The 23579-nt window shown below is 62.4% G+C and carries 23 protein-coding genes; 21 read left to right on the top strand and 2 right to left on the bottom strand.

Features of this window, described 5'->3' with window-relative positions; genetic code table 11:
* Positions 1-31: 31 nt before the first annotated feature.
* From AB8A27_RS02120 to AB8A27_RS02100, 5 genes are all read left to right on the top strand, one after another.
* Positions 32-1372, top strand: a complete 1341-nt coding sequence (locus AB8A27_RS02120) for an MFS transporter (protein ID WP_441240470.1) — start codon at positions 32-34, stop codon at positions 1370-1372.
* The gene (locus tag AB8A27_RS02115; protein WP_441240469.1) at positions 1369-2409 is read left to right on the top strand and encodes an NAD(P)H-quinone oxidoreductase; all 1041 of its coding nucleotides are present in this window, start codon (positions 1369-1371) and stop codon (positions 2407-2409) included. Before AB8A27_RS02120 ends, AB8A27_RS02115 begins: the two co-directional genes overlap by 4 nt.
* Positions 2410-2427: 18 nt before the next feature.
* Positions 2428-3474 carry an Ldh family oxidoreductase gene (locus tag AB8A27_RS02110; RefSeq protein ID WP_441240468.1) on the top strand — a complete coding sequence of 349 codons (1047 nt, stop codon included), beginning with the start codon at positions 2428-2430 and terminating at the stop codon, positions 3472-3474.
* Between the two features lie 90 nt (positions 3475-3564).
* The gene (locus AB8A27_RS02105; protein WP_441240467.1) at positions 3565-4467 is read left to right on the top strand and encodes a 3-keto-5-aminohexanoate cleavage protein; all 903 of its coding nucleotides are present in this window, start codon (positions 3565-3567) and stop codon (positions 4465-4467) included.
* 13 nt (positions 4468-4480) lie between these two features.
* A complete protein-coding gene (locus tag AB8A27_RS02100; RefSeq protein ID WP_441240466.1) occupies positions 4481-5527 on the top strand; it encodes a tRNA-dihydrouridine synthase in 1047 nt (348 codons plus the stop codon).
* On the opposite strand, the gene AB8A27_RS02095 is transcribed toward AB8A27_RS02100, so the two are convergent.
* A complete protein-coding gene (locus AB8A27_RS02095) occupies positions 5524-6345 on the bottom strand; it encodes an IclR family transcriptional regulator (RefSeq protein ID WP_441240465.1) in 822 nt (273 codons plus the stop codon). The two genes, AB8A27_RS02100 and AB8A27_RS02095, sit on opposite strands and share 4 nt — an antisense overlap.
* Positions 6346-6562: 217 nt before the next feature.
* On the opposite strand from AB8A27_RS02095, the gene AB8A27_RS02090 reads away from it, so the two are divergent.
* The 15 genes from AB8A27_RS02090 (at position 6563) to AB8A27_RS02020 (ending at position 22142) form a co-directional block, all read left to right on the top strand.
* Complete coding sequence (locus AB8A27_RS02090; RefSeq protein WP_441240464.1) at positions 6563-7504, top strand: DUF6282 family protein; 942 nt, start codon at positions 6563-6565, stop codon at positions 7502-7504.
* Between the two features lie 79 nt (positions 7505-7583).
* On the top strand, positions 7584-8483 hold the full coding sequence (locus AB8A27_RS02085) for a hypothetical protein (protein WP_441240463.1): 900 nt from the start codon (positions 7584-7586) through the stop codon (positions 8481-8483).
* A 39-nt stretch (positions 8484-8522) separates the two neighbouring features.
* Positions 8523-9287 (top strand): HpcH/HpaI aldolase family protein, encoded by a 765-nt coding sequence (locus AB8A27_RS02080; protein WP_441240462.1) that lies wholly within the window; start codon positions 8523-8525, stop codon positions 9285-9287.
* A gap of 68 nt (positions 9288-9355) precedes the next feature.
* Positions 9356-10507 carry an ABC transporter substrate-binding protein gene (locus AB8A27_RS02075; protein WP_441240461.1) on the top strand — a complete coding sequence of 384 codons (1152 nt, stop codon included), beginning with the start codon at positions 9356-9358 and terminating at the stop codon, positions 10505-10507.
* Positions 10504-11229 carry an ABC transporter ATP-binding protein gene (locus AB8A27_RS02070; protein WP_441240460.1) on the top strand — a complete coding sequence of 242 codons (726 nt, stop codon included), beginning with the start codon at positions 10504-10506 and terminating at the stop codon, positions 11227-11229. Before AB8A27_RS02075 ends, AB8A27_RS02070 begins: the two co-directional genes overlap by 4 nt.
* Positions 11201-12184, top strand: a complete 984-nt coding sequence (locus AB8A27_RS02065) for a branched-chain amino acid ABC transporter permease (protein ID WP_441240459.1) — start codon at positions 11201-11203, stop codon at positions 12182-12184. Before AB8A27_RS02070 ends, AB8A27_RS02065 begins: the two co-directional genes overlap by 29 nt.
* Positions 12185-12186: 2 nt before the next feature.
* Complete coding sequence (locus AB8A27_RS02060; RefSeq protein ID WP_441240458.1) at positions 12187-12960, top strand: ABC transporter ATP-binding protein; 774 nt, start codon at positions 12187-12189, stop codon at positions 12958-12960.
* On the top strand, positions 12953-13840 hold the full coding sequence (locus AB8A27_RS02055; RefSeq protein ID WP_092139405.1) for a branched-chain amino acid ABC transporter permease: 888 nt from the start codon (positions 12953-12955) through the stop codon (positions 13838-13840). Before AB8A27_RS02060 ends, AB8A27_RS02055 begins: the two co-directional genes overlap by 8 nt.
* 30 nt (positions 13841-13870) lie before the next feature.
* Complete coding sequence (locus AB8A27_RS02050; RefSeq protein ID WP_441240457.1) at positions 13871-14569, top strand: NAD(P)H-dependent oxidoreductase; 699 nt, start codon at positions 13871-13873, stop codon at positions 14567-14569.
* On the top strand, positions 14566-15336 hold the full coding sequence (locus AB8A27_RS02045; protein ID WP_441240456.1) for an SDR family NAD(P)-dependent oxidoreductase: 771 nt from the start codon (positions 14566-14568) through the stop codon (positions 15334-15336). The genes AB8A27_RS02050 and AB8A27_RS02045 overlap by 4 nt, the downstream gene beginning before the upstream one ends.
* 499 nt (positions 15337-15835) lie before the next feature.
* Complete coding sequence (locus AB8A27_RS02040) at positions 15836-17362, top strand: porin (RefSeq protein WP_441240455.1); 1527 nt, start codon at positions 15836-15838, stop codon at positions 17360-17362.
* 221 nt (positions 17363-17583) lie between these two features.
* Positions 17584-18552, top strand: a complete 969-nt coding sequence (locus AB8A27_RS02035; protein WP_441240454.1) for a Bug family tripartite tricarboxylate transporter substrate binding protein — start codon at positions 17584-17586, stop codon at positions 18550-18552.
* Between the two features lie 90 nt (positions 18553-18642).
* Entirely contained in the window at positions 18643-19404 is a 762-nt protein-coding gene (locus tag AB8A27_RS02030) for an SDR family NAD(P)-dependent oxidoreductase (RefSeq protein WP_441240453.1), read from the top strand.
* A gap of 96 nt (positions 19405-19500) precedes the next feature.
* A complete protein-coding gene (locus tag AB8A27_RS02025) occupies positions 19501-20916 on the top strand; it encodes an aldehyde dehydrogenase family protein (RefSeq protein WP_441240452.1) in 1416 nt (471 codons plus the stop codon).
* Positions 20917-21314: 398 nt separating this feature from the next.
* A complete protein-coding gene (locus AB8A27_RS02020) occupies positions 21315-22142 on the top strand; it encodes an NAD-dependent protein deacetylase (RefSeq protein WP_441240451.1) in 828 nt (275 codons plus the stop codon).
* Between the two features lie 16 nt (positions 22143-22158).
* On the opposite strand, the gene AB8A27_RS02015 is transcribed toward AB8A27_RS02020, so the two are convergent.
* A complete protein-coding gene (locus AB8A27_RS02015; protein WP_441240450.1) occupies positions 22159-22380 on the bottom strand; it encodes a hypothetical protein in 222 nt (73 codons plus the stop codon).
* Positions 22381-22700: 320 nt separating this feature from the next.
* Between AB8A27_RS02015 and AB8A27_RS02010 the strand changes: the two genes are divergently transcribed.
* A complete protein-coding gene (locus AB8A27_RS02010) occupies positions 22701-23579 on the top strand; it encodes a lysylphosphatidylglycerol synthase transmembrane domain-containing protein (RefSeq protein WP_441240449.1) in 879 nt (292 codons plus the stop codon).

Here is a 23579-nt window from a genome sequence, read left to right as displayed (position 1 = left end):
AAGGCCGGCAGATAAGATCGACGAGGAAGCCATGAATGTGAATCGCGAAAGCGAAGAAGCTCTGATGAATCGCGTCATGTGGCGGGTCATGCCGCTTGTGATGGCGATGATGATGCTGGCCGTGATCGATCGGTCGAATGTCGGCTACGCCAAACTGCAGATGGCCAGCAGCCTGGGCATGTCCGAGACCGTATACGGGCTGGCATCCTCGTTGTTCTTTATCGGTTATTCGTTCTTTGAAATCCCGAGCGCGCTGGCCGCGCACAGGTTCGGTGCGCGGCTCTGGTTTGCGCGTATCCTGCTGACATGGGGCATGCTGACGGTGCTGCTGGGTTTCAGCATGACTGGCTCGATGTTTGCGGCGGTGCGCTTCCTGGTCGGCGTGGCCGAGGCGGGGGCGTATCCGGGCATCATCTTCTACCTCACGCTCTGGTTTCCCAAGCGCTACCGCGTGCAGGCCGTGGCGCTTCTGACCATCGGCAGTCCGCTCGGCAATATGTTCGGCTCGCTGTTTGGCGGCATCCTGCTGGATTTCGATGGGATGCTTGGTCTCGCCGGCTGGCAGTGGGTCTTCATCGCCACCGGCGCGCCTGCGGCCCTGCTGTTCGTTCTGGTGATGCGCTATCTCCCCGACAATCCGCAGACGGCCGGTTTCCTGTCGTCCGAGGAGAAGGCGCGGCTGGCAGACGCACTCAGCCGCGATGAAATCGCCACCACCATGCACACCAGCCCGCTCCGCGTCCTGATCGATGCAAGGGTGTGGTGGTTTTCGTTCGTCTACACGCTGATCACGCTGTCGCTCTACGGAATCATCTATTGGTTGCCAACGGTCGTCAAAGGATTCGGCACGACCGGCACGCAGAACGGTGTGTTGAATGCACTGCCATGGGCTGTGGCTGCCGCGGTCCTGGTCTGGCTCCCGCGCCATCTGCGCGAGCACCGCACAGTCCTGATCGGCATGGCGGTGATCGCCCTATGCGGCATGGGGGCGTTCTTCACCTCGACCCTGCTGACCGAGAACTGGATGCGCTATGTGGCGCTCGCAGTCGGCACGCCCTGCGTTTCGCTGATGTTTCCATGCTTCTGGTATCTGCCGTCGCAAATCTTCAAGGGAGCGCATGCGGCGGCGGCGATTGCAGCCATCAGCACGATCGGCAGCCTCGGCGGCTTTGCTGCGCAGAATCTCATGCCGTGGGTCGCGGGCCTGTCGGGCAGTGCGCTGGCTGCGATGTCGGTGCCTGCTCTCAGCCTGGGTCTGCTGGCCGCCTGCGCATTCGCGATGTTGCTGACATGGCGCGTCCTGCCGAAGACGGATGGCGAGAGCGAGGTCACTGTTGCGGCGGCTGCCGCTCGTCGGCAGGCCGTGTCATGACGGTGCTGCCATCGGATATGCGGGCGGTCAGGATCGCCCGCTTTGGCGGTCCCGAGGTGCTGTCGCTTGGCGAAGAGGCGTTGCCGGCTTTGGCGCGCGGCGAAGTGCTGGTGCGTGTGGTGGCGGCCGGCGTGAACCGGCCGGACATCCAGCAGCGCCGCGGACTCTATCCGCCGCCGCCCGGTGCAACGGAGATTCCGGGCCTCGATATTGCCGGTATTGTGGTCGCGGTAGCGCCGGATGTGAACTGGCCGCGGGTCGGCAGCGCGGTCTGCGCCCTGGTCACAGGCGGCGGCTATGCGGAGTATTGCAACGTGCCTGCCGTGCAATGCATGTCGATCCCTCAGGGATACGACTTCGCACAGGCGGCGGTGCTTCCTGAAGTGCTGTTCACCTGCTGGAATAACGTCATTCTGCTCGGCAAGCTTGCGGAGGGTGAGAGCATCCTCGTCCAGGGCGGCACCAGCGGTGTCGGTATGGCCACCATCCAGATCGCAAAGCTGCTGCGATCCGCACGCGTCTTCGCCACTGCCGGGTCGGAAACGAAGCGCCAGATCTGCCGCGACCTCGGCGCGGAGATTGCGCTCGACTATCGCTGCGATTGGGTCAAGCCCTTGGTGGAGGCGACCAAAGGGCAGGGCATCAACGTCATCCTCGACTCCCAGGCCGGTCCTTACACCAATCTGGAGCTGGAACTGCTGGCCCTCGATGGCCGCCTTGTCCTGATCGCAAGCCATCTCGGCGAACGCGCCGACATCAATGTCCGGCAGATCGTACGCCGCCGGCTGACGCTGACGGGGTCGACGATACGGCCGCGTCCGCCGGAATATAAGGGCTGGATTGCCAAGGCACTGATGCGCGAGGTCTGGCCATTGCTCGAGGATCGGCGGATGCGCCTCAACATCTGCGCCGCATTTCCGCTGGAGGACATGGCCAAGGCGCACGCCCTGATGGATGCCAACGAGCAGATCGGCAAGGTCGTGCTGATTGTCGATCCGGCTTTGGCCTATGTGGTGCCGGACGGACAGTCGAACTAGAACGCGAAAGACGACGTGATGAGCGATCTCCGATCAATTCCAGTCGCGGCGGCCGAGCGTTTTCTCGCAAGCCTGTTCGCGCGTGCCGGTCTTTCGACGCCTGCCGCCGAACAGATGGCGAGCGCGCTGATCGATGCCGATGTGGCCGGCCTGCCATCGCATGGCCTGTCGCAGGCCGAGATGTATATTCGCCGGCTTCGCCTCGGCAGTGTGTCCTCCGCCGTGAAGCCGATCGTGGTTGAGAGTCGCGCGGCAATGGCCGTGCTGGATGCGCAGGGTATGTTCGGCCATCTGGCGGGTGACGCGGCCATGCAGATGGCCATTGAGCGTAGTAAGGAGACGGGCGTCGGCGTCGTGGCCGTTCGCAACAGTTTTCATTTTGGCGCGGCAGCCCGGTATACGCGCCAGGCAAGCGCCTGTGATTGCATCGGCATGGCCATGTGCAACACCAAGCCGATGATGCCGGCACCGGGCGGCCTCGAGAAACTGGTCGGCAACAATCCGCTCTCGATCGCGCTTCCCGTATCCGACGGGCCCGAATTCGTGCTGGATATGGCGCTGAGTGAAGCGGCACTCGGCAAGATCCGCGTCTATGAGCGGGAAGGGAAGCCGCTTCCGCCGACATGGGCTGTCGACCGGAACGGCCAGCCCACGACGGATGCCCAGGCCGCGATTGACGGCATGCTGTTGCCGTCAGGCGGCGCGAAGGGCTTCGGCCTGTCGCTGGCGATCAATCTGATGTGCAGCCTGCTGTCGCAGGGGCCAGGTGGTGACGAGGTTGCGCCGCTCTATGGCGATCTCTCGAAGCCGTTTCTGTGCTCGCTGCTGTTTCTGGCAATCGATATCGAGCACTTCCGGCCGGCCGAAGGTTTCCGCGATGAAGCGTCTGCCGAGCTCGCGAAAATTCGCGGGTCGCGCGCACAGGTGCCGCCACGTACGCCGGGTGAACGCAGCTGGACGAAGCGCCAGAACGACGGCGGCCGGATCGATATTCCGCGCGCATTGTCCGCGACGTTGAACGCGCTCGCAGAGGAAATGGGATCGCCGGAGCGTCTGCCGTTCTGACGGTACAGCGCTGCCAAAACGTATCACCGCAAAATAGCAACGAGTTCGGCCGTCATGTCGACGGCCGCAGAACGGACAGGAGCACGGGCGATGCAGGCGCCGCGTCAAAAGGTCTTCATCACTTGCGCCGTCACCGGCAATCTGACCACTCCGGAACAGACACCGCATCTGCCGATTACGCCGGCGGAGATCGCCGAGGCCTGTCTCGGAGCGGCCGAGGCCGGCGCCGCGATCGTACATATCCATGTGCGGGATCCTTCCACCGGGAAGCCCTCGATGGAGCTCGCTTATTATCGCGACGTCGTTGAACGGATCCGCGCGAAAAACACTCAGCTGATCCTCAACATCACCACGGGGCCCGGCGGCCGGTTCGTTCCATCCACGGACCAGCCGCGCGTCGCAGCGGCGGGAACGACGCTGATCGCACCTGAAAAACGTGTCGAGCACATTGCCGCGCTTCGCCCGGATATCTGTACCCTCGATCTCAATACCATGAATTCGGGCAGGGAAGTCGTCATCAATACGCCCGGTAATGTCAGGCGGATGGCGAAGGTGATCCGCGAAGCCGGGGTCAAGCCGGAGATCGAGCTGTTCGATTCCGGCGATATCGCGCTGATGAATGATCTGCTGAAGGACAACACACTCGACGGGCCCGTACTCTGCTCGTTCGTCATGGGTGTTCGCTATGGCTTCCAGCCAAGTCCCGAGACGGTGATTTACGCCCGCAACATGTTGCCGCCGGATGCCCAGTTCACCGCAATCGGCATCGGCAAGACGTCTTTCCACAATGTCGCGCAGTCCTATCTGTGCGGCGGACACGTTCGCGTCGGTCTGGAAGACGCCGTCTATTTGTCGCGTGGACAGCTCGCGCCATCTAATGCGGCCATGGTGGAGAAGGCCCGTCGCATCGTTGAGGAGCTCGGCGGAGCGATCGCATCGCCACACGAGGCGCGCGAGATCATTGGCCTTCCCACCCGCCTTGCGGAACACTGAGAGGACTGACGGGATGACGCGTCTTAACGTGACCGTCGGTCGGACGGCCCTCAAGAATCCGCTGATCGCGGGATCAGCCGAGCATCATATCGACCCTGAAGGTGTCCGCCGCGCGTTGCGCGCCGGCGTCGGCGCGGTGGTGGTCAAGTCCGTCAATGAATCCGAGCGTGGTCGTGATCAGCTGCAGCGAGCGGAATATATGTTGCTCGACAGCGAGTGGCGCGAAATGGCGTGGACGCCGAATGCGCCTGACACGGCATTCATCGCCTGTCGCTCCGGCCTGACGCCGCAGAGCTTCGATGCATGGCTCGATCAAACGGCCCGGCTCGATCGCGAAGCCAGACTGGTGGACGCCTGTGCGGTCGCGAGCCTGATCGTTGCGGATGTCGCGCGGACGATCGAAATGGCCAGACAGGTCGAGCAGGCTGGCGTACGCGTCCTCGAACTGAACATCGGCACACCCTATGCCAGCCAGGCCAAAGGCGTCGTGTCCACCGAGCTCGATCCCGAGCGAGTGTCCATGATCGTCTCGGCGGTACGGCAGGCGATCGGCATTCCGCTATGGGTCAAGATCACCGGACAGAGCGAGCGCGTGCCGGACCTGGCCGATGCCGCATTTCGCGCAGGCGGCGAAACCGTGGTGATGGCCGGGCGGTTGCTCGGCTTCATACCGGATGTCGAGACGATGCAGCCCTTTCTGGGAACGACGCTGGGCGTTGGTGGATACTGGAATCTGCCGCTCACGTGTCACTGGCTGGCGGTGTCGCGGCAACAGCTTGGCGGCGACAAGCCGCTGATCGCGACCAATGGCGCGCGTACGGGTCTTGATGTCGCACGCATGATGCTCGCCGGCGCTAGCGCGGTGGAGATGGCATCGGCCGTGATGCTGCGCGGCGCTGCCGTGCTGTCATCCGCACTGGATGAACTCGACGCTTACCTGCGCGGCAAGCAGATGACCGCTGCCGAACTGGTCGGCAGGGCTGCAGACCAGCGCAAGACATTCGCCGATATGCCCCTGCGCACCGACAACTGGAGAAAATACATTGCCGATCAGCATTAACGCGGGCGCGCAGTCCGCGCGCTGCGCTTGACGGGCGGTGGCTGATGCGCGCCGCGGCCATGGCCGAGCTTGTGCGAGATTTGGCGTGCCGCCTCGATGAGCTGGGCGACATCGGATGGCCGTGTCTTCTCCGGCAGGACCTGGATCGATGCCACGATGGCGATCGAGGCGATGCAGGCATCCTGGGCGTCGAAGATCGGCGCGGCCACCGCATTCATTCCGATCAAGCTTTGCTCGGGGGCCGTGGCAAATCCAAGACGCACGATATCCAGATATTCCTGCTCGAGCTTGCGGACGGACACGACGGTCTTGTCGGTGAAGCGCTGCAGGGGCTGCGCGAGGACGCGCGCCCTCATGGGGCTGGGGGCGAAAGCGAGCAGGACCTTTCCCTGCGCCGACGCATGGAAGGTCAATTCGCTGCCCGGCCGGACGCCAAGTTCAATCGCTGCCGTGCCCGACAGCTTGTGGAGGATCAACGCGCCGCGCGGCGTCATCTCGGAGAGCACGACGAAATGACCAAGCGCATCACGCAACTGCCGCATCGGTCCTTCCGCGAGCTGGATGAGATCCGCATCCGGTGCATGCCGGGCGAGCAGCCGGCCTTTCGGACCGATGCTGTAGCGCGAGGTGCTGGAATTCTGCGTGAGATAGCCGCGGTCGACCAGCGTCTGCAGATGCCGATGCACCGATCCCTTCGTCATGCCCAGACGGTCGGCGATCTGCGTCACGCCCAGCTCATCGTCGGAGAATGCAACGGCCTCCAGCACGTCGATAGCCAACTGCACGGAGTGGACGCCGCTTGATCCTGAATCGCTCATCGTTTCTCAACTTCATGTTCCCGAGTGCTGAACAACGTAGCGGAGTGGATTGCAAGTGCAATGTGATTGATGCGTGGAGGTTCGTGATCGCAATTCCGGAAACTATTGACACGACGTCGCGCCGGCCGGTATCCTAAAATGAAACGATGTTCCGCTCTCGCGAACATCAATGAAATCGACAGTCTTTGCGGACGGTCGGACAAAATGCGGTGAGGGAATGACAGAGAAAGCTGACCCCAAGGTCGAGGCGCGCATCGACGCGCTGCTGAAAGGCGCGATTGATCCGCATGTGCATAGCGGGCCGTCTATCGCGCCGCGTGGCATCGACCACGTCACGTTGCTTCAGCAGGCCTCCCAGGCTGGCTTCGCCGCGGTCGTCACCAAGGATCACGACTACAGCGGCGTCATGACGGCCGAGTTGATCCGGCAGCATTTTCCCGAGCTGAAGACGAAGATCTATTCCAGCATCGTGCTCAATAATGTGGTGGGCGGTCTCAACCCCTATGCGGTCGAGCACACCGCCGCGCTGGGCGGCAGGATCGTCTGGCTTCCCACGCTGGCCGCCGCAAACCATCTGCGATGGCAGGCGTCTGCTCAATGGGTGCACCCGGCCTCCACCGAGCGGATGCGACCGGTCACCGCGATTCCGGTATTGAACGACGACAAGTCGGTGCGCGACGACATGAAGGAAATTATCGACATCGTCGCGCGCAACGACATGGTGCTGGCCAGTGGCCACCTGCATGTCAGCGAGACCTGGGTGATCTTCGAAGAGGCGCAGCGCCGGGGCGTCAAGCGTCTGGTGTTCACCCATCCGGAGGACATCGTCGATGCGTCGTTGAATGACGTCAAAGGCATCGCAGCGATGGGAGCCTTCGTCGAACACTCGCTCTGCATGTTTCTCGACGGTTGCAAGTTCAAGAGCCGCGAGGCCGAGGACCTGCGGGACCAGATCGAGGCCGCGGGCGTGGAGCAGACGATGCTGTGCTCCGACCTCGGCCAGACCGGGACCTTCAGCCCGCTCGATGGCTTTCGCCGCGGCATCAGGCTCTGCATGGATCTGGGCTACGACGACGATCAGATCCGCAAGATGGTCTCCGGCAACACCGCGCGCGCGCTGGGTATCGAAGCGGACGTCGCTACGGCGCGGACCAGTTAGCTTTCCGGACAAGGCACAATCTCAGGCCGGCGCATCGTGAAACGCCGGTTCCCAGAATTGACATCAAGGGAGATTCCACATGTACGACACGACCGATCCGAGGGCCAAGCTTGCGCCCGCAGCTGCAAGCGCAGCGCCTGCGGGCCCTTTCGGCCAGGCGGAATATCTCCGCTTCTATGACGAGCCGCCGCAGGAGGATGGACCGTCAGGCAAGAGCTGGTATGGGCGCGGTCAGAACTTCTTGCTCGTGCATACGGAAGGAAAGGCAGGCGGCGTGCTGGCGCGCGAGGAGCAGCCGGACGAATATGCCGTCCTGTTGTCCGATCCCAAGGTGGTCGTGGAGATCACCACGGCGGACGGCACGCAGCGCGTCAATGGCCGGTCTCTGGCGTTTGTGCCGCCTGGACGGTCCAGCATCAAGATTATCGAAGCCGGCAAGATCGTTCGCATCTTCACCACGCGGTCGGAGGATCTCGCGGCGAAATGCGCCAATGCGGCTTCCTATGCGACGGCCAAGCCTTACGTCGCACCGCTGGAGCCGTGGCCGGCGCCGAAAGACGGCTTTCGTCTGCGCGTCTACAGTCTCGACGTGCCGCCGGAGCCGGGCCGCTTCGGTCGCATCTGGCGTTGCACCACCATCATGGTGAACTATCTCGACGGCTATAACGGCCCTCGCGATCCCAGCAAGCTGTCGCCGCACCATCACGACGACTTCGAGCAGTGCTCGCTCGCGGTGGAGGGTGAGTTCATTCATCATCTGCGCTGGCCCTGGACGATCAACAAGAAGAACTGGCGCAAGGACGATCATGAACTGTGCAAGACGCCGTCCATCGCCGTCATTCCGCCGCCCTCGATTCACACCACCGAGGCCCGTGGAAGTGACTTCAACCAGCTTGTCGACATCTTCTGTCCGCCGCGGCTCGACTTCTCGCAGAAGCCCGGCTGGATCCTGAACGCCGACGAATATCCGATGCCGTAACCGGCAGCCCACCCAGCAACGGCAACAGGATTATCAAAGATGACAACTGCTTCCACATTCCGGCAGCGTATGCTTGGCGGTCAGAAACTCGTCGGCACCTTTCTGAAGACACCGACCGGTCATGGCACCGAAATCCTCGGCGAGATCGGTTACGACTTCGTCGTGATCGATCAGGAACATGGGCCATTCGATCGTACCAGCAGCGACATCGCGTTGATGGCTGCACGGGCAACCGACACGCCGGCGCTGGTTCGGGTGCCGGGACCCGAGGCCATTCTCTCGGTGCTCGATTGCGGCGCGACCGGCGTTCTCGTCCCTCATGTCAAGAGCGCGGCCTATGCGCGCGAGGTGGCCGCGATGTTGCGCTATCGCGGCGGCAGCCGCGGCTTTGCGACCAGCACGCGCGCGGGTCGCTATTCCGGCATACCGATGTGGCGGCACATTGCGGATTCGGATGCCCGGATGGTGTTCGTAGCCCAGATCGAGGATCCGGTGGCGCTGGACGAGATTGACGCCATCGCAGCCGTGGACGGCGTCGACTCGCTGTTCATCGGGCGGGGTGACCTGACCGCGGCCTTTGGCGATGAATCGAAGGATCCGCCCGATGTGTTGCGCGCAGTCGAACGCATCTCGGAGGCCGCACGCAAGGCCAACAAGCCGATCAGCGTCTATGTCGGCAATGCGACCGAGGCCGCCTGGCTGAATTCGCTCGGTGCCAGCGTCTTCGTGCTCTCGTCGGATCAGGGCTTTCTGCGTCAGGCGGCGACCGCCGGCCTGCGCGATGTCCGGGACAAGGTTGGATGAGCGCACATTAGACCAATCAATCTGCAATCAGCGTTCAAGCTGAGAAAAAACAGACAGGGGACGGAAACATGAGACCACGCAAGGCGTCAATTTGCGCCACGCTGTTCGCGCTCACGCTGGCAATGCCGGCGTCTGCGCAGCAAACGATCAAGATCGGATCGTCGCTGGGTTTGACGGGCTACGGGTCGGCGACCGACGGTCACTGGCGCGACGGGATGCAGATCGCCGTTGAGGCGGTCAATGCGCAAGGCGGTGTCCTCGGCAAGAAGCTCGAACTGGTGATCGAGGACAACAAGTCGACGCCGCAGCAGGCGGTGGTCGTCTATCGCAAGATGATGACGGACGACAAGGTCGCAGCCTTCGACAGCGGCTGCATTTCGGCCGGCAACTTTGCCGCCGCGAGCTTCGTCTCCAGAGCCAAGCTGCCGATGTTCCTCTGCTCGATTTTGCCGCGCCAGCCGGACGAGCAGAAGTGGGCCTTCCAGTTCCTGCCGCCGCCCAAATTCGAGGTGGATGCGCGCTATCAGTACCTCAAGGACAAGACCGAGATCCGCAAGGTCGGCATTCTCTCCGATCCGAGCCCGTACAGCCTGTTGATGCGCGGTCTGGCGGAAAAGGGCGCCGAGGAATTCGGGCTCACCGTCGTGGCCAACGAGTCCTACCAGCAGGATGACGCCGACTTCAGCGTTCAGATCGGGCGCATCAATGCGGCTGGCGCCGGCGCGATCATCATGCTTGGGCAGGGCAATGCGGTGGTCACCGTCGCTAACAATATCCGCAGCCTCGGGCTGACCAAGATGCTGATGCTGGGCAGCATCAACGAACTCGATATCTTGCTCTCGGCGGGCAAGGTGCTTGGCGACCAGTATCTAGTTCCGTCGCCCCTCATCCAGGTGGCGGCTGATGATATCAGCGTCATCACGGACCCTGCAGCACGTGCGGCCGCGGAGCCGTTCGTCAAGGCGATGAAAGCCAAGTTCGGTAAGTCCGACAACGCGCAGGCGTCACGCGCCTGGGACTCCATCATGATGATGACCGCCGCCATGAAGAAGGCGAACTCGACCGACGGGATGGCCGTGCGCGATGCCTTCGAGAAACTCGGCCATTACGATGGTGCAGGCGCGTCCTACGACTTCAGCGCCGAGAACCATATTGGCATCACCAGGAATCCCTATGTGATCGCGTCCGTGAAGGACGGCGTTCTGGTTCTCAAGAAATGACGGCGGCGGACATCACCCCGCTGATCGCGGTGCGCGATCTCACGGCGCGCTATGGTCATATCGAAGCGCTGCGGTCGACTGCGCTCCATGTGGCCCCGGGCGAATTCGTCACCATTCTGGGGCCGAACGGGGCGGGCAAGACAACCTTGCTCCGCGCCATCACGCGGCTGATCGCCAGCACCGGCCAGATTGTTTTCAACGGCCGGGACGTTACCCATCTGCGCACCCATGAACTGGCCGGGCTCGGCATCATCATGGTGCAGGAAGGGCGCGGTTTGTTCGGTGACATGAGCGTGCGGGAGAACCTGCAACTGGGCGCCTACAAACTGTCCGGACCGCAGGCCCACACCGAGCGGCAGCTGGAGAAGGTGTTCTCCCTGTTTCCACGGCTGCGCGAACGCATCGACCAGACTGCTTCGTCGATGTCCGGCGGTGAGCAGCAGATGCTGGCCGTCGGCCGCGCATTGATGGCTGATCCGAAGCTGCTCATTCTCGACGAGCCGTCGCTTGGCCTGGCGCCGCGCGTCGCCTCCGAAATTCTGTCGACGCTCGGCGCTCTCAACAAAGAGGGCCTCGGCATTTTGCTGGTCGAGCAGAAAGCGCCGCTGGCGCTCAAGCTCGCCCAGCGTGTTTACATTCTTGCCTCTGGAAGCGTTCGGGCCGAGTTGCCGACACAGGAGATTGAATCGCATCATGACCTCGCTCGCTATTACTTCACCTAAGCCAGCTCCTCGTCTGGATCGTTTCTCCCTCGGCCTGCTCGGCGCCGGAGTGCTGCTATTCGTCGCCGTCCTCGTTTATGGCGGCTACCTGCTGACGGTGATGCAGCTCGCGATGATCTACGGCATCTTTTGCCTCGGATTGAATTTCTTCATGGGCTATACGGGGCAGGCATCCTTCGGCCAGAACGCCTTTGCCTGTATCGGCGGCTATGGCAGCGCCATTCTCTGCGTGCAGTACAATTGGGAGCCTGCGCTCGCCCTCATCGCTTCGATGGGCGTTGCGGGAATAGCTGCGCTCGTGATCGGCTATCCCACCCTGCGCCTGCGCGGCCACTATCTCGCGATGGCGACCTTCGCACTGGGCCTCATCACCTATGACATCTCGGTCCAGTGGACCAGTCTGACCCAGGGCTATATGGGCTATGCCGGTATCCCGCCGCTCGGCATCGGCGGCCTGACCGTCGAAGACGAAAGGTTGAAGTTGCTCTGTCTCGGCGGGCTGCTGCTGGTCGGTTTCTGGATCTCGCAGCGTCTGCGCGATTCCCGCTTTGGCCGCGGACTGCGCGCCATTTCAGGAAGCGAGAACGGCGCCGCTGCGCTCGGCATTCGTATCTCGCGCTTCAAGCTCATCGCCTTCGTCATCGCCGGACTGTATGCGTCGGCGGCCGGATCGCTGTTCGCGCATACGGTCGGCTTCATTAGTCCCGAAGTGTTCGGTCCGCAGATGGTCATTGTGACCTTCACGATGCTCTATGTCGGCGGCGTCGGCACGCTGATCGGTCCGGTCGTCGGCGCCATCGTTGCGTCTTTGCTGCCGGAAATCTTCCGCAGCACCGGCCGCTTCCAGGACATCGCCTATGCGCTGGTGCTGCTGCTGATGCTGATCTATGCGCCCAAGGGGCTCTCGGCCCTTGGAGCTCTGTTTCGCCCACGCAAAGACAAAGGGGAGGCGTGACGATGGCTCTCCTCAAGGTCAAAGGTCTGACCAAGCGTTTCGGCGGGCTGCTCGCCAATAACGAGATCGATCTCGAAGTCCCCCAGGGCAGCCTGTTCGCGGTCATCGGCCCGAACGGTGCGGGCAAGACCACATTCTTCAGCATGATCTCCGGCTTCCTGAATTCCACCTCGGGAAGAATCGCCTTCGATGGACGCGACACCACGCGCATGCGCCAGGATCAGATCGCCGCCATGGGGCTGATCCGGACGTTTCAGCTCGTGCAGTTGTTCAAAGGCATGTCCGTTGCCGAGAATGTCGAGGTTGGCTGCCACCTGGCCACCCGGGGCGGCGTCGCCGCTGCGCTGCTGCGGCCGTCCTGGTTTCGCCGGCAGGAAGCCGAGGTTCATGAACGGGCGCGCGAACTGCTCGATTTCGTCGGGCTCGGCGCGCAGGCCGATCTCGATGCCGAGCTGCTGCCCTATGGCCAGCAACGTCTGCTTGAAGTCGCGCGCGCACTGGCATCTAGGCCGCGACTTCTCTTGCTCGACGAGCCGGCCGCCGGGCTCAATACGCAGGAGACCGATGGGCTCGCGCATATCATCCAGAAGATCAATCGCCAGGGCACCACGGTGCTGCTGATCGAGCACGATGTCGGTCTGGTCACGCGGATCGCACACCGGATCGCCGTGCTCGATTTCGGCCGAAAAATTGCCGAAGGCACGCCGGACGAAATCAAGGTTCATCCCGAAGTCATTGCCGCCTATCTCGGCGTAGAGGAGGCAGCACATGCCTAGCGCAGTCGAACTCGTCCAGAGCCTCGTCAACGGCGTCGGTATCGGACTGATCTACGGATTGGTCGCGATCGGATTTTGCGTCATCTACAATGCCAGCGGCATCGTCAATTTCGCGCAGGGCGTGTTCGTCATGCTCGGCGGCATGTTCGCACATACGCTGCTGACGCAATTCGGACTGCCGATTTACGTCTCGGCGGTGCTCTCCACGATCCTGGTTGCGGGCATCGGCGTGCTGGTCCAGATTGCCATCATCAATCCGATGTGGCGTCGCAAGGCGCCGTTGTTCGCGATTATTCTCGCGACTCTGGCCATCCAGCTTCTGATCGAGCAGGTCGTCATACTCACTCTGGGCGATCAACCACGGACCTATCCGGAATTCACCTCCGGCGGACCGCTGAAGATCGGGCCGATCGCGATCGGCTATCAGCTGTTCTGGGTGCTCGGATGCGGGGCCTTGATGGTGTTCGCTCTGACGCAGTTCTTCAATCGCACGCGGATGGGGCGGGCGCTGCGAGCCTGTTCGCAGAATCGCGAGGCGGCAGCACTGCTGGGCATTCCCGTCGAGCGCATGCTGATCGTGTCCTTTGCACTCAGCGCCGCGCTTGGTGCAGCCGCCGGCATTCTCATCACGCCGACGCAATATACGGCCTACAGCGTCGGCGGCCCGTTCGGCATCAACGGCTTCATCGCGGCGATCATCGGGGGCTTCGGGAGTGCGCCAGCAGCGCTGGTCGGCGGCATCTTTCTCGGTGTCATCCAGTCCGGCGCCATCGTGTTCTTCGGCGCCGGCTTCAAGAACATCGTGGCACTGACGGTGCTGCTCATCGTCCTCCTGTTCTTCCCGAGTGGATTGTTCGCCGGCAGGGCGAAGAGCGCCTGATCCGAGGCAGATGCCGATGAGAGTATCGCGATGAATGTCTTGATGGTCTACGCACATCCCGAGCCAACGTCGTTCACTGGCGCCCTGAAGGATGCCGGTGTCGCGACGCTGCGGCAGGCTGGCCACACGGTAGTGGTGTCCGATCTCTATGCCGAGCAATTCGATCCAGTCGCCGGCCGGCACGACTTCAATGCCGTGGCGAACGCGGAGCGGTTTCACTATCAGACCGAGCAAGCCCATGCGTATGGGAACGATGGCTTTGCGGCCGACCTCGTGCGTGAGCAGAAACGCTTTCGCGACGCCGATCTTGTCGTCTGGCTCTACCCGATCTGGTGGGGCGGAATGCCCGCCATTCTGAAAGGCTGGTTCGACCGCGTACTCGCTTATGGGTTCGCCTATGCCGACGGCCGCCGCTTTGCCAGTGGCTTCTTTCCCGACAAGCGCGGGCTACTATGCCTCAGCACCGGCGGCACCCAGCAACGGTTTTCGGCTGGCGATGCCTATGGCGATATCCAGACCGTGCTGTGGCCGGCACAGCGCCTGATGATCGAGTATCTCGGCATGACAGCTCTTGAACCGTTCGTCGCTTACGCAGCGCCGCGTGTCGATGCCGAAGGCCGCGACTTGTATCTGCGGCAATGGATCATGCGATTGCAGCAGGCAGTCGAAGACACGGCGTCGCATGCCAGCATCACAGCAGTCACTCTCACCGCAGCAGGCAGATCATGAGCACCAGCGATCAAGGGCATTCCGACCGGGATTCGTTGCGCGACAAGGTCGTGCTGGTCACGGGCGGCTCGCGCGGGATGGGAGCTGCGATCGCACGGCGATTTGCCGGCGTGGGCAGTCGCGTGGCGATCGGCTACCGCCATGAATCTGCAGCGGCACATGCGGTACTCGGTGATATCGCCGCATTGGGAGCGCAAGGCATCGGCGTTGCCGGTGACATTTCCAATCCGGACGATGCGCGAGCAATGATCGCGCAGGTCATCGCCCGGTTCGGTCATCTCGATATCTTGGTGAATTGCGCCGGTATCGCGGAATATCGGCCGTTCGAGGCGATCGACTCCGAACTATTCCGCGCCACCTTCGATACCAATGTCCTTGGCACGATCGCGGTCATTCAGGCGGCGCTCCCGCATCTGGCCGCGCCGGGTGGACGCATCATCAACTTCTCCTCCGCGCTCGCTACCCGGCCAATCCCGACCACTTCGATCTATGCGGCCTCCAAGGCGGCGGTGGCTGCCCTGTCGCATGCGCTCGCCAAGGAATTCGGCCCGCGCGGGATCACAGTCAACACGATCGCGCCTGGTGTGATCGAAACTGACATGACGACGCAGATCCTGGCCGAGCGCGGCGCGGGGATCGCGGCGATGACGCCACTCGGACGCATCGGGCAGACCGACGACATCGCCGGTGTCGCGCTGTTTCTGGCGTCGCCGGACGCGAAATGGCTGACCGGGCGAACGATCATCGCCGATGGCGGGGTGAGCTGACAGGATGCGTCGAACTGTAGTCCGCATCCGCTGCGGGACCAAATGACGCAGGCTCGACAATAAGGGCGGCATTCATACGCCGACCATGTCGGACCGCGGCCGTATACACCTGATGATATCACCGCGCGTGCGCGAGCCGTGGCACGCGCTGCATTTGCAGAGCGACTCACTAAAAGCGATCGCTGGCACCGTTGCAGCGAGGCAATACGAGCTCCATTGGTGGCCTCGCGATCGTCGTTCTCGACGCGCAGCGCGCATGAGTTTTGATAGTTGTTCGCGAAGACGAAACGGCGCCCTTCATTTGTGCGTCAATGCAACGCGAATGACACACTCCGTTCATCATCGGTCGGGAATTCGCCGTCGTCGTTGACAGACTGATCATCTCATCAATATCTTATATCAAAACAGTGTTACGCGCTCGCGAACAATGAGTGCGAGCCGGCGATGCGCGGCCAAGTAAGATTTAACTGAGGAAACGAAGGCAATTCGGAGGGCTATAATGACGACGACTATCAAGACTCTTGTTCTCGGCTCGGCGGCAGGAATTCTCGCGATCGGCGCTGCACATGCAGCCGATCTGCCGGTGAAGGCCAAGGCGGTCGAATATGTGAAGATCTGTTCGCTTTACGGCGCGGGCTTCTATTACATCCCGGGCACCGACACCTGCATCAAGATCGGCGGTGCACTTCGCATCGATACCGCATTCAATGCCACGAGCAATTATGATGTGCCGTACTGGTTCGGCGGCGCTGGCGGCAACAATCTCTACACAAAAGATTACTTCAACACCAAGCCGCGCCTGACGCTGACCACGGATACGCGCACGGCGACCGAATATGGTCTGCTTCGCACATTCTCCAACATTCATTTCGACTTCGCGCAGGGACGTGAAAGCATCGCCGGCGGCTTCGTCGAGGTGGATTTCGCGTTCATCCAGTTCGCAGGTTTCACCTTCGGTAAGGCCGTCTCGCAGTTCGACCCGCAATGGGCGCTCGCCAAGCCGACCATTGCCTCCGGTTTCTTCGCGGGCTCCAACAACGCGACTGGCATCCCGCAGCTGGCCTATACGGCGTCGTTCGGAAACGGCGTCTCCGGCACCATCTCGCTCGAGAATGCATCGCCCTATCGCAATGCCGGCCTGTGGAACGTGAACACGTTCATCGTGGCGCCCGGTGCCTCGCAGTTCACCGGCGCATTCTACGGTTCGTCGTCGAACACGTTCCTCGGCAATGCCACCGGCGGCAACCATATGCCGGACGTTGTCGGCAACCTGCGCCTCGATCAGGCATGGGGCACGCTGCATTTCGCCGCAGCCCTGCATCAGGCGACAGCTCAATATTACACCAATGAACCCTCGGGCCACCCGGACGATGCCTATGGCTTCGCTGTGAGTGGTGCTGTCGAGTTCAAGAATCTGCCTACCGGCGCGGGCGACAGCCTCAAGCTGGAAGCTTCCTATGCCAAGGGCGCCGCGAAATACGTCTTCGCGGGCACCGTCGATACGCTGGGCGGCGGGCGGTTCGCCAAGTTCGATGGCAACACGGTTGGCTTCGGCTACGTTCTCGATGGCGTCTATGCGCCCGGCGGCCAGATCGTGCAGAGCTCGGCCTGGGAAGTCAGCGGTTTCTTCGAGCACTACTGGAACCCGGCGTGGCGCACCTCTCTGTTCGCCAACTACAGCCACATCTCTTACGGCGACGCGGGCAACGCTCTGTTGGCTGGAGCCTTCGCTTCGACGACGCGGGGGTTCGGCACCAGTTCGTCCTCGGCAGCGGCTTCGTCTGCTGGCGTTCTGTCCGGGACCACCAACAACTTCGACTTTGCCACCACGCAGGTCGGCACCAGAACAGCCTGGACGCCCGTTCAGAATCTGACGCTCTCGGCGGAATTCATCTACAGCCGCCTGGATCAAAACCTGGGTGGTACCTACACCGGCAACGTCGTCGGCAAGCCAGCCGGCACATCCTACGCCATCCGCGATCAGAACCTCTACAACGGCGCGGTTCAGATCCTGCGATCGTTCTGAGCCTGATCGACCACCGGATCGGTGTTGAAAACAAAGGCCCCCGGCAGGTCTGCCGGGGGACTGTTCACGCAAGCGCGTGAGCAAGCCGTGCCGTACAGCGGAACGGCGGCACATTCCGCAACTTCGATGGCGGTTTAATTGTAGGACATCGAACAGGGAAAGCGCTGCGGAAGACGGCGCCGAACAAGCGGGCACAGCCTGCGCATAAAATCGGAGGAAACATGCGTGCATTGATAGCTGGCCTGTGCGGTCTCGTGTTCGCTTTGACGCCCATTCACAGTGCTGTCGCGCAAGGATGGCCGGAGCGGACGGTCACCATGATCGTGCCGTTTCCCGCAGGATCCGCCGTCGACACGCTCGCGCGCGCCGTCGGTCAGGCGTTGAGCGAGGCGCTCGGCAAGCAGTTCATTGTCGACAATCGTGCGGGGGCAGGTGGCAGCATCGGTGGTGCCGCCGTGGCCAAGGCGAGCGCTGACGGCTACACGCTGCTGTTCGGCACGCCTGCGCCGATTGCGCTCAACAAGCTGATGTATAAAGGGATGACCTATGATTCCGAAAAGGATTTCACGCCGGTCGTTCTCGTCGCCAAGTCTCCGCTCATTGTGACGACGCGCGCCGAATTTCCGGCGAAGACATTCGAAGAGCTGATCGCTTATGCGAAGCAGAATCCCGACAAGGTCAATGTGGGACATCCCGGCAACGGCACGCTCGGACACATCACGTCGGAACTGGTGCAGAGGTCCGTCGGCGTCAAGATGACCAATGTGCCGTATCGCGGTACATCGCCGCTGATGACGGATTTGCTCGGCGGCCAGATTGATGTCGCCATCGATTTCATGCCGACCTATGTGCCGCTGGTCAGCTCCGGAAAAATTCAGGCGCTTGCCGTCACGACCAGCCAGCGCGCCGCGCAACTGCCTGCCGTGCCGACAGTGCAGGAGACGGGCTTCAAGGGCTTCGAGGCATCAGCGTGGTACGCCATGGTCGCGCCGACCGGAACGCCGCCCGAGATCGTCGCCAAGTTGAACAGCATCGTGAACAGCTTTCTCCAGAGTGAAAAGGGGAAGGCTATTCTCGCGCAGAACGCATTGCTGGGCGTCGGCGGATCGCCGGACGATCTCAAGGCATTCGTCGCGGCCGAACTCGCCAAGTGGCGGCCGGTGATCGAGGCGGCAAAAATCGCAATGTAGCAAGGAGCGGCAGGACGCGGTGTCGCGCTGTCCTGCTTGCGCTGAGTGCAGGCATGTCGCCTGACGATCGGGAGTGATGAAGTGACTGACGTGATCCGCATCGATGTTCCCGCGCTATCGACGCCCGCCGTGGCCCTCGTCACGGGCGGCAGCAGCGGGATCGGCAAGGCGACGGCGGCGCGCCTTGCCGCCGGCGGATCGGCCGTCGTGGTCGGCTACAACAGCCGCAAGGAACTGGCGGAAGATGTCGTGAGCGGGCTGCAGGGCACCGGGCATCTCGCTCTGCGCATCGCGATCGACGATCCATCCTCCATCGCCGAAGCCGCGGCGCGGGTGGAGAAGGAGTATGGCCGGCTCGATGTGCTGGTCAATTGTGGAGGCGCGACGACGCCTGTGCCCGCCAACGATCTCGACGCGCTGACCGACGAAATCTTCGACCGTACCGTGACCATCAACCTGCGGGGGCCTTTCGCGATGGTGCGCGCTTTCCGTCCGCTGCTGGAGCGCGGCAGCGGCGCTGCCATTGTGAACATTTCGTCCATTGCTGCCCGCACCGGGCTCGGAAGCAGCCTCGCTTATCTGTCCGCCAAGGCGGGCGTCGACGCGCTGACGATTGCGCTCGCGAAAGTGCTCGCGCCTAGAATCCGCGTGTTTTCCATCTCGCCGGCGGGCGTGGATACGGATTTCGTCGCCGGGCGGACGCGGGAACAGTTGCAGCGGGTCGCGGAGAAACTCCCGCTGGCCCGCATCACGACGCCGGACGATGTCGCAAGAGCGGTGATGGCCTGCATCGTCAACCTGACGAGCTCGACGGGGATCGTCGTGCCCGTGGACGAGGGCCGGCATCTCTAGACTGCGGCGACGGGAGTTGCAGCGAGACAGCGACGGCGGGGACACGAGCCCCGGACACAATGGCTACGCCTCGCATAGGCGTCACGGGTGGAGAAGATGGACAAGCTGAAGTTCTATATCGACGGCGCCTGGGTGGATCCGGTCACACCGTCAACCCTTGAAATTTTCAATCCAGCGACGGAGGAGGCCTTCGCGCGGATCAGCCTGGGCTCCCGCCAGGATGTGGACCGGGCCGCGCAAGCGGCCCGCCGCGCCTTCGCGACATATTCGGAAGTGAGCGTGCAAGACCGCCTCGTCTATCTTCAAAGGATCATCGAAGGTTTCAGGGCGCGTCTGCCGGAACTGGCGCGGATGATGACGCTGGAAATGGGATCGCCGATCACCTTTGCGACAGAACGCCAGGCGACTGTTGCGCTGTTCCATTTCGAGGAGGCTGCGCGCGTGCTTGCGGACTACAGGTTCGAGGAACCGATGGGAGGCGGGGTTGTTCGCCGCGAGCCGATCGGTGTCTGCGGCCTGATCACGCCGTGGAACTGGCCGTTGAATCAGGTGGCTTCGAAGGTCGCGCCAGCGCTGGCCGCCGGCTGCACGGTCATTCTCAAGCCGAGTGAGATCGCACCGCTGAGCTCCATGCTGTTCGCCGAGATCGTGCACAATGCCGGCCTTCCAGCGGGTGTGTTCAATGTGGTGAACGGCGATGGTCCGACGGTGGGCGAGGCAATCGCCGCCCATCCAGAGATCGACATGGTGTCATTCACCGGATCGACAGCCGCCGGCATCCGGGTGGCCAAGCTGGCGGCCGACTCGGTCAAGCGTGTTGCGCAGGAGCTGGGCGGCAAGTCCGCCAATATCATCCTTCCGGACGCCGATCTGAAAGCTGCTGTGATACAGGGCGTTCACGCCTGCTACACGAATGCGGGCCAGAACTGCCAGTCGCCCACGCGTATGCTGATTCCGCGCGCCCAGCGCGACGAAGCCTTCGCTGCCGCAAGCGAGGCCGTCGGCAGCATACGTCTCGGTGATCCGCTCGATCCGGCGTCCACCATGGGGCCGTTGGTGAGCCAGTCACAGTTCGGGAAAGTACAAGATTTGATCCAGTCCGGCATCGACGAGGGCGCGACCCTGGTAACGGGCGGAACGGGCCGGCCGGCTGGGCTCAATCGCGGATATTACGTTCGCCCCACGGTGTTCGGCGATGTGACGTCGCAAATGAGAATTGCGCGCGAGGAGGTGTTCGGTCCCGTGCTGTCGATCATGAGCTATGACAGCGAGGACGAGGCCATCGAGATCGCCAATGACACGCCGTTCGGGCTGGCGGGCTTCGTGCAATCGCGTGACCGCAACCGGGCGCGCACCGTCGCCAATCGCATCCGTGCAGGACGCGTTTACCTCAACGGCGCTGCATTCGACCGCAGCCTTCCGTTCGGAGGATACAAGCAGTCCGGTAACGGACGCGAGTTCGGGGTTTTCGGTTTTGAAGAATATCTCGAGGTCAAAGCGATCGTTGGGTAGCGAAGCCGGCTTCGCGCTCAAAACACGATAGCGGTTCGCCGCAAGGAGTCCGCCACGAGGCTGTCATAGCTCTCGCGGCGCCGCGGCCGCGCGCTTCCTCCAAGTTGGCGCGCGGCCGCGACCCTTCCTATCGGATTGCCCGCTCAGGTTTGTTCAGGGCCCGCAGGGGCGAATCCTGTCACTCCGGCCATGATTTCAAGAGCTTACGGCCCTTAGTGGCGCCTATCTCCCGATTTCCGTCTCAAACCAACCGGCGCATCCACTCGCCAGCGATATTCGACGCCATGGCGTGATCTCGCATGGTGGACTCGCCGAATTCCGTCCCCACATATGCAGTCCTGGATGCCGCGTTCGCGGCGGTTTGGCATGGTTTGCCGCCGAGAGATAAACGTCCCCGCATGACCCCACCCAATGCCCTTCGCGATTTCGTCGATCGCCACGAACGTCTTTTTGTCCTGACCGGCGCCGGTTGCAGCACCAATTCGGGCATTCCCGACTATCGCGACACTGACGGCAACTGGAAGCGCACGCAGCCTGTGACCTTTCAGGCCTTCATGGGCGAGGAACTGACGCGGCAGCGTTATTGGGCGCGCAGCCTGATCGGCTGGCGGCGATTTGGCCAGGCGCGGCCTAACGATGCGCATCACGCATTGGCGTGTCTCGAGCAGATCGGCAAATGCGAGGTTCTGCTCACGCAGAATGTCGATCGGTTGCATCAGGCCGCTGGCAGCAAGAAGGTCATCGACCTTCACGGCCGGCTCGATCTCGTGCGCTGCATGGGATGTGAACGCCGGATCCAGCGCGATGAATTCCAGCACGAGATGGGGCGCTTGAACGCAGGATGGCTGGACCTCGATGCGGCCGTTGCGCCCGATGGCGATGCCGATCTGGAGGGCGTCAACTTCGCATCCTTTGTCGTGCCGGCCTGTGAGATCTGTGGCGGCATCCTCAAGCCGGATGTCGTGTTCTTCGGCGAGAACGTGCCGCGCGAATTCGTCGATGCTGCGCTCGGCCACTTGCGGAAGGCCGATGCCATGCTGATCGCCGGTTCGTCTTTGATGGTCTATTCCGGCTTTCGCTTCGTGCAAGCGGCGGTGCGCGCGGAGATTCCCATCGCCGCGGTAAATCTCGGCCGCACGCGCGCCGACGAGTTTCTCAGCTTCAAGGTCGAAGAGCGCTGCGAGGATGCGCTCGCATTTCTGCTTCAGCGGGCGGATGCGCCCTGACGGCGAAAGCCTCGGTTTAGGCCGCCAGATCCCACAGTCGCGGACAGCCGCGCAGAACCACGGCGCGGCCCATGGGTGTCAGCGCCGGATCAGCGTCCGATAGCGCAACCAGTCCCATCGCAACCAGCTGATCGAGAACGTAACGGTTCAGCTTGGCCGGTGGCAGGATCGCGGGGCGAAGCATCCGCAATGTGTCCCACTGGTTTTCGGTCAGCTGATATTCGGTCTCGGTCGACATGGTGTCCTGCTTGGATGAATCAGTGCATTCAATGCGTATGACTTACGGACCCCGCATGACCTTGATGCGACATGGCGGGGGCGAAATCTGGAAATCACCGGATTGTTGGGCGACGCCAAAACGCTGCTTTTGCGCAGCTGTCACATGGACGTGCAACAGAACGCGCGAACACATGCGCGAATCACGGCGTGCTCAGACCTAATGAAAAGTAGACCGATGTGCCACCCGCATTGAAAAATATCATGCAGCTGATGCGTACGCGCCTCAGCTGGAGGTGGCTTGGCGCGCTCCTTAGCATAGCAATTGCTACGATCGCGTTTATGGCGCTGACCAAGGCGCTCAAGGGCGTGGATTTCGCCCATGTCCTATCTGCCATGCACATGGTACCGCCAGGCAGCATCGCGCTCTCGCTGGTGTTGGTGGCGATCTCCTATGGCAGCCTGACGCTGTATGACTGGCTGGCGCTTCAGATGATCGGGCGGGGGGACATTCCCTTCAGGATTGCAGCGCTGGCCAATTTCACCAGCTATCCCATTTCGCACGGAACCGGCGCCGTGCTGCTGGTGTCATCGGCGGTGCGCTACCGGATCTATGCACCGCATGGCATCGGCGCCGCCGGCGTCGCGCGCATCTGCTTTCTGACAGGTCTGACCTTCTGGCTCGGCAATCTCACCGCGCTGGCGCTCAGCACCCTGCACGAGCCAGGCGCCATCAGCCGGATCGATCAGCTTTCGCCCGAGATCAACCGCTTCATCGCGGTGGCAATTCTGGTGGGTATCATCACGTATGTGGGCTGGACGTGGAACGGTATCCGCACGCTTGGTGGCCGCAACTGGTCGGTGCCGGTGCCGAGCGGGCGCAACGTGTTCTTCCAGATCGGCATCGGCCTCGTCGATCTCGGAGCGGCGGCACTATCGATGTATGTGCTGATCCCCGAGACGATGGATGTCGGCGTCGCGCAGGTGATCGTCGTCTTCATCGCTGCCACGCTGTTGGGATTCGCCAGCCACGCACCCGCCGGCATCGGCGTGTTCGATGCGACGATCTTGGTCGGGCTCGGCGGCGAACATACCGAGCAGTTACTGGCTGTGCTGCTGCTGTTCCGGCTGTTCTATCACCTGATTCCGTTCGTGCTGTCGCTTGCACTGTTCGGAGCGGTCGAAGCCTATCGAAACGTAAACAGGCGCAAGCTCGCCTGA

Origin of the sequence: Tardiphaga sp. 768_D3_N2_1, from assembly GCF_052076105.1 — a bacterium.
Taxonomy (GTDB): Bacteria; Pseudomonadota; Alphaproteobacteria; order Rhizobiales; family Xanthobacteraceae; genus Tardiphaga.
The sequence above is the reverse complement of the archived record's forward strand: the minus strand, read 5'-3'. Positions and strand labels throughout refer to the sequence as shown.